This window comes from Streptomyces roseus (genome assembly GCF_001044425.1).
Lineage (GTDB): Bacteria > Actinomycetota > Actinomycetes > Streptomycetales > Streptomycetaceae > Streptomyces > Streptomyces roseus.
On the sequence record NZ_LFML01000007.1, the window covers coordinates 15828 to 27292 of the forward strand.

Genomic DNA, 11465 nt, shown 5'->3' on the forward strand with positions numbered 1-11465 from the left:
CCGTCAGAACAGGTGCATCGCCAAGTGGCCCAGCGGGAGGCCGAGCTGCCAGGCCGGCGTCCACACCCGCGCGTTCTCGTCCAGGGCCGGCGGGGCGTCGTCGTGGACGTGCCGCCCCGGATCCAGGTTGGTGGCGAAGAGTTCGGTGCGGTCGAGCCAGCGCCAGGCGGCCCTGGCCAGTTCCAGGTCCGGGTCCTCGCCGCTCCCGCGCTCCCTGGCCTCCTCGCCCAGCGCGAGGAACCGGGTGTCCACCCAGTCGCGCCAGGGGTGCCCGTACGCCGTGAGCGACATCCACTCGTCGAGCTGCGAGACCACCCGGATCCCGGAGAGCTCGCCGGCCGCGTCCGAGAGGTAGATCGTCAGCGCGAGCGTGTCCCGCCCGGCACGGAACTCCAGGGTACTGACCGGGATCAGCCGGCCGGTGCGCAGCAGTTCGTCGGCGATGTACTCCGCGTAGAGCCACGCCATGGGCACCGCGAGCCCGCCGTCACTGGTGCCGTTCGTACCCTCGGGCTGCACCGTTCCACCCTCTCCCGCGCGTCGGACTTCCCGTCGTCAGCCATGAGCCTTCACCGAGCGACGCGCGGAACGGGGGATGTTTACCCAACTTGAACGCTCTGAGGCCGATTTCGATGCGTTTTGTGTCCGATCCGCGTGCATTCGGTTCGTTCAGGCGCCGAGGCCGTACCCGTATCCCTGCAACCCCTTCTTCAGGGCGCGCAGGGCGTAGTACGTACGGGACTTGACCGTTCCGGCCGGTATACCGAGCTCCGCCGCCGCTTCGGCCACCGAGCGGTCCTGGAAGTAGACCTGCAACAGCACCTCGCGGTGCTCCGGCCCGAGCGAGCCCACGGCCCGGCGGACGTCGATCGCCGTGACCGATCCGGCCACCGCGTCCTCGGGGGCCGGCGCCTGCTCCAGCCCCTCCGGGTCCACCTCCTGCGGCCGGGACAGCCGCGCCCGGCGGGCGTCGATCGCCAGGCGCCGGGCCACCGTGAACAACCAGGGCCGCATGGACTCGTGGGCGCTCTCCAGGACCTCGGGGTGCTGCCACGCGCGCACCAGCGTCTCCTGTACGAGGTCCTCGGCGCGCTGGGAGTCCCCGGCCGTGAGCCCGAGTAGGAAGCCGAACAGCGCCCGTCCGTGGTCGCGCTGGAGTTCGGCCAGCGCCTCGGGGTCCGTGCGCAGGAGGCTGGGGGAGAGGGGCACGGGTGGCTCCTTCCTGGGTCCGTTCGGCTCCGACGCACCCACCCTCACCTGCACGGAGCGCCCCGGGAACCGTCCGGTCGCGCCGTTGCGCCCAAGCGCCCGGGTCATCCGGTGGGCGGCAGCGCCCGGCGGTGAACGGTCGAACGGCGCGGCGAACGGCCAGCGGGGCGGGGGCCGGTGTCGTGGGAGCGCCGTGGCGCCGGCGGCCGACTGGTGACGCCCTCCCCCATGGATTACAGATGATCGGACAGTCCTACTAGTGAGAGCTGGCTGAGATGACCAAGCACACCCGGCAGGTCCTCGCGCTCCTGTCGGCTGCCTTGCTGGCCGCGGCCGCCGCGGGCTGCTCTTCCGGCAAGGACCACGGGCCCGCCCGCCTCGGCAACCTCCGGGCCCCCTCGCCGTCCACCGGCTCCGGGGCCCGATCGGCCCCCACCGGCGCCGCCAGGGGGTTCACCCTGGTCGCCTCCGGCGACGTGCTGCCGCACGATTCGGTCATCAAGCGGGCGGCGGCGGACGCGGACGGCGACGGCCACGACTTCAGGCCGATGTTCTCCCTGGTCAAGCCGGTGGTCTCGGCCGCAGACCTGGCCCTGTGCCATATGGAGACCGTGTACGGGGAGGACGGCGGCCCGTTCACCGGCTACCCGGCCTTCCAGTCCCCGCCGGAAGTGGCCGACGGCCTCAAGGACGCCGGGTACGACGGCTGCTCCACGGCCTCGAACCACACCCTGGACGCCGGGGCCGAGGGCCTGGAGCGCACCCTCGACAAGTTCGACAAGGCCGGACTGAAGCACGCCGGTTCGGCCCGTACGGCGGCCGAGGCGGCCACACCGACCATGTACACGGCGGGCTCCGCGAAGGTCGCGCACCTCGCGTACACCTACGACACCAACGGCTACCCGATGCCGGAGGGCCGGCCGTGGGCCGTCAACCTGATGGAGAAGGACAAGATCATCGCGGATGCCCGGGCCGCCCGGAAGGCGGGCGCGGACGTGGTCCTGGTCAGCGTGCACTGGGGAACCGAATGGCAGACCGAGCCGGACGAGAAGCAGCTGTCGCTCGGCAAGGAGCTGACGGCCTCGCAGAGCGGCGGGCGCCCCGACATCGACATGATCCTCGGCACCCACGCCCACATCCCGCAGGCCTACGAGAAGGTCAACGGGACCTGGATCGTCTACGGAATGGGCGACCAGGTCGCCGGTGAGATGTTCAACCACTCCGGCGCCCGCGACATGCGCGGCAACTACGGCTCGATCGGCCGCTTCACCTTCGCCCCGCCGGCCGCCGCGGGACAGCGCTGGCAGGTCACCAAGGCCGAGTTCGTCCCACAGATGACGGACCTGTCCGCCGGGAAGGTGGTCAACCTGCCCGCCGCCCTCGCCGAGGACCCGGGCGACGAGGAGTACGAGCGCGCGCAGGACGCCGTCAGCGAGGCCGTCCTCAGCCGCGGCGCGGCCAAGGACGGCCTGACGATGGCGCGCTAGGCCGGGTCTTTCGGATCATGGCGGGCCCGGGGCGTCCGGCACCGCGCCCCGCGGCCGGGGAGGACCGGTCACGGAACCACCGTGACCGGCCAGCGGCCCGCCTTGACCAGGCGCACCGCCACCGAGCCGACGATCCGGTGCCCGGCCTGCTCCGAGGCGCCGACCACCACCGCGTCCGCCTTCAGCTCGTCCGCCGCGCTCACCAGCCCCGCGTACGGGTCCCCGCGGAAGGTGTGGAACTGCCAGCGCACGTCGTAGACCCCCTTGACCCGCTCCGCCGCCTCCCGGATCTCGGTCACCAGCCCCTCGGCGATCTCCCCGGTGGTGTCGGCCACCGGCGCGCCCAGCGAGGCCCCGGCCGGCATCACCGGCTGGACGTACACCAGCGCCAGCAGCGCGTGCTGGCGCCGGGCCAGCCCCGCCGCGTACGCCGCCGCCCGCAGGGAGCTCTCCGACCCGTCCACCCCGGCGAGGATCACCTTCGGGCCGTCCGTACCGCGTTCGAATCCCGTGTTCACGTGCTCAGTCACGCCACCGAGGTTATGCGCTTCGCCGCGCGCCCCGGCGCGGGCCTCCCTACAGTGCGAACCATGAGTGCCACCATGGAGGAGACCCGGGGCACCCGGAACCGCTTCCTGAACCGGGTGCCCGACGCGTTCGCCGCGTTCTTCGGAACGCTCGGACTGCTGTGCGCCGTCTTGGCCCTCTCCCCGACACTGCGGCACCTGCTGCGGTACGTCGTGCGCTTCCTCGACGAGATCGTCGTGCCGGTCAGCGCCAACCTCGCCTACGCCGTCTTCCTCTTCCTGCTCGCCGCCGCGCTGGGCACCCGCAAGAAGGTCGCCTGGTGGATCGTCGTCACCTATCTGGCCCTGCTCATCCTGGTCGACGTCCTGATCATCGCCGACGAGTACTACTGGATCGGCGGGCCCTCGATGGCCATCGCCGTCGCCGCCCTCGTGGTCCTGATCGCCGCCCGCAAGGAGTTCTACGCCGCCTCCCGGCCCGGCGCCTTCTGGCGCGCGCTGCTCGTCCTGGGCCTCGGGCTGCTCGTCGCCGTGCTCGTCGGCTGGGGGCTGGTCGCGCTGTTCCCCGGCACCCTGCCCAAGGGGCAGTGGCTGGACTGGGCGGCGCGGCAGGTCTTCGGCGGCCTCGTCTCGCCCCGCCAGTTCGACGGCCAGCCGCCCCGCCCCCTGTACTTCTTCCTCGGCCTCTTCGGCGCCCTCGCCCTGCTGAACGCCGCCGGTACCCTGTTCCGCTCCCAGCGGCTGACGGCCGCCCTGCACGGGGACGAGGAGCCCCGCATCCGCGCGCTGCTCGGCGCCTACGGCCGCGGCGACTCCCTCGGATACTTCGCCACCCGCCGCGACAAGGCCGTCGTCTTCGCCCCGAACGGCCGGGCCGGGGTCACCTACCGCGTCGAGGCCGGAGTCTGCCTCGCCAGCGGGGACCCGGTCGGCGACCCGGCCGCCTGGAGCGCCGCCGTCGACGCCTGGCTGACCGTCGCCCGCCGCCACGGCTGGCAGCCCGCCGTCATGGGCGCCTCCGAAGAGGGGGCGACCGCGTACGCCCGTTCCGGGCTCAGCGCCCTCCAGCTCGGCGACGAGGCGATCCTGCAAGTCGCCCACTTCGACCTCGACGGCCGCGACATGCGCGTCACCCGCCAGGCCGTCAACCGCGTCAAGCGCACCGGGGCCACCACCCTCATCCGCCGCCACTCCGCCCTCAGCGAGGAGGAGATGCAGCGGATCATCGAGCGCGCCGACACCTGGCGCGACACCGAGACCGAGCGCGGGTTCTCCATGGCGCTGGACCGGCTCGGCGACCCCGCCGACGGGGACTGCCTGCTCGTCGAGGCCTTCGACGCCCAGGGCGAGCTGATCGCCCTGCTGTCCTTCGTCCCCTGGGGCAAGGACGGCATCTCCCTGGACCTGATGCGCCGGGACCGCAACGCCCCCAACGGGGTCATGGAGTTCATGGTCGCCGAGCTGTGCGCGGCGGCGCCGGGCCTCGGCGTACGCCGGATCTCCCTGAACTTCGCCGTCTTCCGCTCCGCCTTCGAGGAGGGCGGGCGGATCGGCGCCGGACCGGTGCTCAAGCTGTGGCGCAAGCTGCTGCTGTTCTTCTCCCGCTGGTGGCAGCTGGAGGCCCTGTACCGCTCGAACGTCAAGTACGGGCCCGAGTGGTACCCGCGGTTCCTCTGCTACCAGGACGCCGGCTCGCTCGCCCGGGTCAGCCTCGCCTCCGGCATCGCCGAGGGCTTCGTCTCCGTACCCAGCCTGCGCAAACTGTGGGGCAACGCGCACGCCAAGGGGCTCACCGCGCCCGCCAGCACCGAGGGGCTGCCCTCCATCGACTCCCTCGCCCTCGGCCTCGTGGGACCGGAGGCCGAGACCGCGTCGCGGGCCGAGCGGCTGCCGGAACAGGTCCGCGTCCGCCACGACAAGATGGAGCGGATCCGCGCCGCCGGCACCGACCCGTACCCCGTCGGCATCCGTCAGCGCACCCACACCGTGGCCGGACTGAAGGAAGCGCACCCCAAGCCCGCCCCCGACGCCCGCTCCGGGGAACAGGCCACGCTCGCCGGCCGGGTGATGCTCGTACGTGACCTGGGCGGCGTCGTCTTCGCCGTCCTGCGCGACTGGTCGGGGGACATGCAGCTGATGCTCACCCGCGACGAGAGCGGCCCCGCCGTACTGGACTCCTTCACCTCCCAGGTCGACTTCGGCGACCACGTGGTCGCGAGCGGAGAGATCGGCGCCAGCCGCAGCGCGGAGCCCTCCCTCGTGGTCTCCTCCTGGCAGCTCACCGGCAAGTGCCTGCGCCCCCTGCCGGACAAGCGCAAGGGCCTCGCCGACCCGGAGGCGCGCGTGCGGCGCCGCTACCTGGACCTGGTCGCGAGCCCCGAGGCGCGCGACGTCGTACGGGCCCGCTCCTCGGCCGTCCAGGCACTGCGCCAGGGGCTGCTGGACCGCGGGTACCTGGAGGTCGAGACCCCGATGCTCCAGCAGATCCACGGAGGGGCGAACGCGCGGCCCTTCCGGACCCACATCAACGCCTACGACCTCGACCTGTACCTGCGCATCGCGCCCGAGCTGTACCTGAAGCGGCTGTGCGTCGGCGGCCTGGAGAAGGTCTTCGAGATGGGCCGCACCTTCCGCAACGAGGGCGTCTCCTACAAGCACAACCCCGAGTTCACGATGTTGGAGGCCTACCAGGCGTTCGCCGACTACGACGTGATGCTCGACCTCACGCGCGAGCTGATCCAGGGCGCCGCGACCGCCGCCTTCGGCTCGCCCATCGCCCACAAGGCGGGCCCGGACGGCAAGCTGGCCGTGCACGACATCTCCGGCGTCTGGCCGGTCAAGACGATGTACGGGGCCATCGGCGAGGCGCTCGGGGAGGAGGTCGGCGCCGACACCGAGGAGCACGTGCTGCGCCGCCTCTGCGACCGGGCGGGCGTCCCGCACAAGCCCGAGGATACCCGCGGCGACGTGGTCCTGGAGATGTACGAGCGGCTGGTGGAGGAGAGGACCGAGCTGCCCACCTTCTACAAGGACTTCCCCACGGACGTCTCCCCGCTGACCCGGCAGCACCGGCGGGACCCGCGCCTGGCCGAACGCTGGGACCTCGTCGCCTTCGGGACCGAACTGGGCACCGCGTACTCCGAACTGACCGACCCGGTGGAGCAGCGGCGCCGGCTCACCGCCCAGTCGCTGCTCGCCGCGGGCGGGGACCCGGAGGCGATGGAGCTCGACAACGACTTCCTGGACGCCCTGGAGTACGCGATGCCGCCGACCGGCGGCCTGGGCATCGGCGTCGACCGGCTGGTCATGTTCCTCACCGGCCTCACGATCCGCGAGACGCTGCCGTTCCCGCTGGTGCGGCGCGGCTGAACGGGTGAGGGGGAGCGCGCGCGTACGCGCCTCTCGACATCCGCGGGGAACTCGTTGATACGTAGTAATAATGAAAAATGACGAGCCGACAGTAGGGCGACGCGTGCTCCTGCGCACCGCCGTCTTCCTCGGAGTCGCCGCTGCCTCCGGGCTGCTCACCGGCGGCGAGACCGGCGCGCCCGGCCAGAGCGCGGCGGGCGGCGCACCCGGCGCGGGCCTCGGCGGAGCGGCGGCCCCCGGCCCCGGGCCCGGCGGAGCCGCCGGACCGGGCGGAGTCCGCGCCCTGCGCCCGCAGGCGCCCGGGCAGGCCGCGTACCGGCTGAGCCCCATGACCGCCGAGGCCCCGCTGCGGCCGCCCGCCGCTCGGCCCGCGGTACGGACCCGGCCCATCCTCGAACTGCCGCCCGACGCGAGCACGGCCAGCGCCATGGTGCTCACCTTCGACGACGGGCCCGACCCGCGCTACACGCCCGCCATCCTCGACACCCTCGCCCGGTACGGGGTCCGCGCCATGTTCTTCGTCTGCGGGGAGATGGCCACCGACAACCGGGACCTGCTGCGCCGGATGACCGCCGAGGGCCACCTCATCGGCAACCACACCTGGACCCATCCGCTCATCCCCACGCTGAGCCGGCCCGCCCTCGCCTCCGAGATCGCGCGCACGAGCGAGGTCGTACAGCAGGCGGTGGGCGAGGCACCGCAGTGGTTCCGGGCTCCGTACGGGGCCTGGAACCGGGCGGCGTTCGAGATCGGGGCCGAGCTGGGCATGGAGCCGCTGGCCTGGACCGTGGACACCCTGGACTGGAAGGAGCCGGGCACCGCCACCATCGTCTCCAACGCCCTCAAGGGCGCGGCGCCCGGCGCGATCGTGCTGAACCACGACGCGGGCGGGGACCGCTCGCAGAGCGTCCAGGCGGTGGGCACCTACCTGCCCCAGCTCCTGGCGCGGGGCTACCGGATGACGCTGCCGAAGCTGCCGCCCCGCTGAGGGAGGTCCTCCCCGGCGGGGCGGCGGGCGGGCCCGCGCGGTGCGGCGGCGGTCCGCCGCCGCTCAGCGCGACTGCACCATCCGGGCGAAGACGACGACGTTGCCGTCGTAGCCCCTGGCCTTGGAGTAGCCGCCCCCGCAGGTGATCACCCGCAGCTCCGCCTGACCGTTGTCCCCGTACACCCGGGCTCCGGGGAAGGTCTCCTTCGAGAAGACCTCCACCCCGTACACCTCGAACACCGCCGTGGTGCCGTCGTACCGCTCCACCTCGATGTGGTTGCCCTTCTGCAGCGAGCCCAGGCCGTAGAAGACCGCCGGGCCGCGTTCGTTGTCGACGTGGCCCACGATCACCGCCGAGCCGCGCTGGCCCGGCGAGATGCCGTTCAGGTACCAGCCGGCCAGGTTCGGGTCCTGCGGGGGCGGGGCCTCGATCCAGCCCTGCGCGTCCAGCCCGACGGTCATCACCGGCGCGTCCACCTTGATGTTGGGGATGCGGATGCGCTGGACCGACGAGTGCCCCAGCGGCGCCACCTCCGGCCGCGCGTCGCCCTGCGGCACCGGCTGCTCGCCCTGGGCCGGCGGACTCGCCGGCACCTGCCGGGCCGGCGCCCCGACCGCCGCGGCCGCGGCCGGCTGCGGTGGTCCGTCGCCGATGTCCGCCCCGTTGCGCATCATGGCGAGGCCGCTGAGCATGACCAGTGCGAGCACGCCCCAGGGGGATCGTCTTCTCGGTGGCTGCTCGCTCTCGTCCTCGGTCATGGCTCTCCCTTCCCGACGCGGGGGTCCCGACCCGCGTTCCTGTCCCACCCCTGTACGCCCTTCCCCACGCACGCTAAGGCTGCGTGCGCAAGACGGCGATCGCTGAAGGGCGAACGGGTGGCGGCACGGCCGGAAGGGGTGCGCCCATCCAGGTATTCGTCACATAAATGCCTGACGGGTCGTGACCTGCGGATCCGTCAGCTGAGTCGCGCGCCTCTCGGCGTGTCGCTCAACCTTGCGGCCCAAAGCCGGAAATGCGCTGGTTGCGAGCCGCCCTGAGGGTTCGACGTGGGAGGCGTTCTCGTCGATCTTCCCGGGCGACCGCTCCGGGGCGCTTCCCGCTGGAGGTTCCACCATGCGTGTTCTCCGCGCCCTCACCGTGGCCGCGGCGGCTGTCGTCGCCGTCGGGCTCAGTACCCCGTTCGCCGCCGCCAACCCGTCGGACCCGTTGGGCGGGGCACCGTTCGGCGGCTCCCCCTCGGGCCAAGGCGGCAACGGGGGCAACAACGGCACCGGCGGCAATGGCGGCAATGGCGGCAACGGCGGTAACAACGGCAATGGGCCGAGCAATGTCACCGTCAACCCGTACTCCGTGCACCAGGGCTCGACGATGCAGGTCAGCGCCGCCGGCTGCCGTCACGGCGGCACGGTCTGGTCGGCCGGCAACTTTCCCCAGACGAACCTGTCGGCCGGCTCCATCGGCTTCGCCACCGTCCGCATCTTCAACCACGCGTCGCCGGGCAACCACACGCTGTCCGTCAAGTGCCACGACAACAGCCTGGTCGCCACGCACCGGTTCACGATCCTGCGGGGCAACGGCGCACAGGGCGGTGTCGGCGGCTCGTTCGGCCCGTCCACCGCCGAGACCGCCATCGGGTCCAGCCTGGTCGGCGCCGCGGCCCTGGGCGCGGGCGTGCACGTGATGCGCCGCCGCCGCCCGCTGCGCGGACGGGCCTGACGGCCGGGCCTGCCCGGCCGAACCCTTCGCAGCCCGCAGTGGCCCGGGATCGCCGATCGCCCCGATTCCTCTTCAGGACTCGGGGCGATCGGCGATCGTGCCGTACGCGAGGGGGGCGGTCAGTGGCCGCGGGTGGCGGCGCGGCGGCGCAGGACGTACGCCGTACCCCCGGCGGCCGCGAGGAAGAGCGCGGCTCCCGCGCCGAGCTCGCGGGGATCCATCCCGGCCGCGCTGCCGCCCAGACCGCCGCGGACGCCGAGGGAGGCACCCCGGGAGGCCGCCGCTGCGGCCGTGGAGGTGGAGCTGGTGGTGGGTCTGGTGGCGCCGCCGGCGATGGTGAGGTCCGCCGAACCGTTCTCCCCGTTGCAGGTGAAGGTGACCGAGTACACGGCTCCGCGCCGGGCGTCGCGGTCCACGGTCACCCGGACGGTCCGCCCGCGGGCGATGCTCACGGTGTCGAAGACCCCGGAGGAGACGGTGGCGTAGGCGGCGTTGCAGCCGGTGACGGAAAGTACCGTCTGGCCGCCCGGGGCGACCGTCGACGGGGTGATGGCGAAGCCGAACGAGGTGATGGGCTGAGCCTCGGCCGCGGTCGCGGAGGGCGCGCCGAGGGCGCCGAGCGCGAGTACGGCGCACGTGGCGCCGGCGCTCAGCAGGGCTGTGGCGTTGCTGCGTATCGCACCCATGGTTGGTCTCCGGATCTCCGAGGAGCAGCCGCGGAACGGTTTCCGCACGTGGGGGGTCGTGCGCCTCGATGTCCGACACGCTAGGTCCGGGCACGGTGACCCGCGATCAGGAACGGGCAAATGGGGCACGGGCGTAGGCCGAACCGGGGACGGGAAGCCCGTCCCCGGTTTACGGAGCGCGGCGGTCAGGCCGGTTCCGGGGCCCCGGGCCCTCGCTCCGGCCCCGCCCCCGGCCACGCCCCCCCGCGGCCCGGTGCCTCAGTCGCCGAGCGGCAGGTGCGGGAACTGTGCGAGGAAGGGTTCGGCGGTCGCCGCGATACCGCGTCCGAACGGTGCGTCGAAGTCCCAGATCAGGAACAGCAGGAAGGCGATCAGCGCACTGAACAGGCCCGCCAGCAGCAGCTCCCGGAACGAGCGGCGGATCTGCAGCGTGAAGACCAGGCCCACCGTGACCAGCGCACCGGCGATCAGCCCGAACCACACCACCCCCGGCATCGTCGCCCCGGCGCTCTGGCCGCGGGCGTTGCGCGCGTCGTCCACGACCGCCACCTGGTCCACCAGCGGCTGGTAGGCCTGCCCCTCGTGATCGGTCTGCGGTTCGTAGTCCGTGACGTCACGGCGGATGCGTTCCAGCAGCTCGGCGCTGCGGTCGGTGAGATCGCCGTGGTCGGCCATCTCCTTCCACTCGGTGTCCACCACGTACGTCACGTACGCGTCCACGTCGGAGCGGATCTTCTTGCGCACGTCGGCCGGGTAGACCTCGGAGCGGACGCTGATCTCGTGCAGCGCCTGGGCCTCCTGGCGCACGTACTCCTGGGCGGCCCCGCGGCCCTCCCAGACGCCGGCGATCGCCAGGCCCAGCACGATCGCGTAGATCACGCCGATCATCATCGTCATGTACTCGATGACGTCCGGGGTCTCGCTGGGATCGTCGTCGTCGCCGATCCGCCGTTGGTTGATGAAGGCGATGGACAGCACCACGGCGCATGCCGCCGCCATCGCGAGGGTCAGGACGAGCCATTCCGACAAGATGACTCCCAATCGGTCACGAAGTCTGGTGGAGGGGCGGATCCAGGTCGTGTCTTGCGATCAGGGCGGCCCGGGGCACCAGACGCGCCGGGCTGATCCGCCCTGATCCGAGAGACACGACTCAGCGCGGGCGCAGCGCGACGATCGCGAGCACCGCGGGAGCCGCGGTCATCAAGGTGAAGGTCACCGGGGAGATGTGGTGCTCGGGCCGCTTCACCGCCGCCGTGTGGTACGAGGGCCTGGCCACCGGCTTCTTCGGGGGCGCAGGCGGGGGCGGGGGCGGCGGTGTCACCGTGGGGGCGGGTGCCCTCACCTGGAGCGGGGGCGCCGGCACCGGCTTCGGCGCGGCCGGCGCCGGCGGCTTCGGCTTCGCCCGCGGGGGCGGCGGGGGCGGCGGCGTGGGCTTCGGGGCGGGTGGCGGCGGAGTCGGCGGGGGTGGCGGCGTCGGTGTGG

11 protein-coding genes are annotated in these 11465 nt (G+C 72.9%); 5 read left to right on the forward strand and 6 right to left on the reverse strand.

Annotated features, from left to right (window positions below; translation table 11 throughout):
* Positions 1–3 precede the first annotated feature (3 nt).
* Both ACS04_RS01800 and ACS04_RS01805 read right to left on the reverse strand, forming a co-directional pair.
* A complete protein-coding gene (locus ACS04_RS01800) occupies positions 4–468 on the reverse strand; it encodes a hypothetical protein (RefSeq protein ID WP_048474685.1) in 465 nt (154 codons plus the stop codon).
* A gap of 201 nt (positions 469–669) precedes the next feature.
* Positions 670–1209, reverse strand: a complete 540-nt coding sequence (locus ACS04_RS01805; protein ID WP_048474672.1) for a sigma-70 family RNA polymerase sigma factor — start codon at positions 1207–1209, stop codon at positions 670–672.
* A gap of 275 nt (positions 1210–1484) precedes the next feature.
* Here ACS04_RS01805 and ACS04_RS01810 point away from each other — a divergent pair, with 275 nt between their 5' ends.
* Positions 1485–2696, forward strand: coding sequence for a CapA family protein (locus ACS04_RS01810; protein ID WP_048474673.1), 1212 nt, complete (start codon positions 1485–1487; stop codon positions 2694–2696).
* A gap of 68 nt (positions 2697–2764) precedes the next feature.
* Here the strand turns inward: ACS04_RS01810 and ACS04_RS01815 are convergent, their stop codons facing one another.
* On the reverse strand, positions 2765–3226 hold the full coding sequence (locus ACS04_RS01815; RefSeq protein ID WP_048474674.1) for a universal stress protein: 462 nt from the start codon (positions 3224–3226) through the stop codon (positions 2765–2767).
* A 60-nt stretch (positions 3227–3286) separates the two neighbouring features.
* On the opposite strand from ACS04_RS01815, the gene lysX reads away from it, so the two are divergent.
* Both lysX and ACS04_RS01825 read left to right on the forward strand, forming a co-directional pair.
* Positions 3287–6592 (forward strand): bifunctional lysylphosphatidylglycerol synthetase/lysine--tRNA ligase LysX, encoded by a 3306-nt coding sequence (gene lysX / locus ACS04_RS01820; protein WP_048474675.1) that lies wholly within the window; start codon positions 3287–3289, stop codon positions 6590–6592.
* Between the two features lie 70 nt (positions 6593–6662).
* Positions 6663–7580, forward strand: a complete 918-nt coding sequence (locus ACS04_RS01825) for a polysaccharide deacetylase family protein (protein ID WP_048474676.1) — start codon at positions 6663–6665, stop codon at positions 7578–7580.
* Positions 7581–7643: 63 nt separating this feature from the next.
* Here ACS04_RS01825 and ACS04_RS01830 read toward each other — a convergent pair whose 3' ends face one another.
* Positions 7644–8339: a class F sortase gene (locus tag ACS04_RS01830; protein ID WP_048474677.1), complete on the reverse strand. Its 696-nt coding sequence runs from the start codon at positions 8337–8339 to the stop codon at positions 7644–7646.
* A 355-nt stretch (positions 8340–8694) separates the two neighbouring features.
* Between ACS04_RS01830 and ACS04_RS01835 the strand changes: the two genes are divergently transcribed.
* Entirely contained in the window at positions 8695–9297 is a 603-nt protein-coding gene (locus ACS04_RS01835; RefSeq protein WP_048474678.1) for a hypothetical protein, read from the forward strand.
* Positions 9298–9416: 119 nt separating this feature from the next.
* Here the strand turns inward: ACS04_RS01835 and ACS04_RS01840 are convergent, their stop codons facing one another.
* Together ACS04_RS01840 and ACS04_RS01845 are read right to left on the reverse strand one after the other, a co-directional pair.
* A complete protein-coding gene (locus ACS04_RS01840) occupies positions 9417–9983 on the reverse strand; it encodes a hypothetical protein (protein WP_048474679.1) in 567 nt (188 codons plus the stop codon).
* Positions 9984–10241: 258 nt separating this feature from the next.
* Positions 10242–11012 carry a bestrophin-like domain gene (locus ACS04_RS01845; RefSeq protein WP_048474680.1) on the reverse strand — a complete coding sequence of 257 codons (771 nt, stop codon included), beginning with the start codon at positions 11010–11012 and terminating at the stop codon, positions 10242–10244.
* Positions 11013–11188: 176 nt separating this feature from the next.
* Between ACS04_RS01845 and ACS04_RS38045 the strand changes: the two genes are divergently transcribed.
* A partial coding sequence (locus ACS04_RS38045; RefSeq protein WP_209441592.1) for a hypothetical protein occupies positions 11189–11465 on the forward strand: 277 nt, incomplete at its 3' end.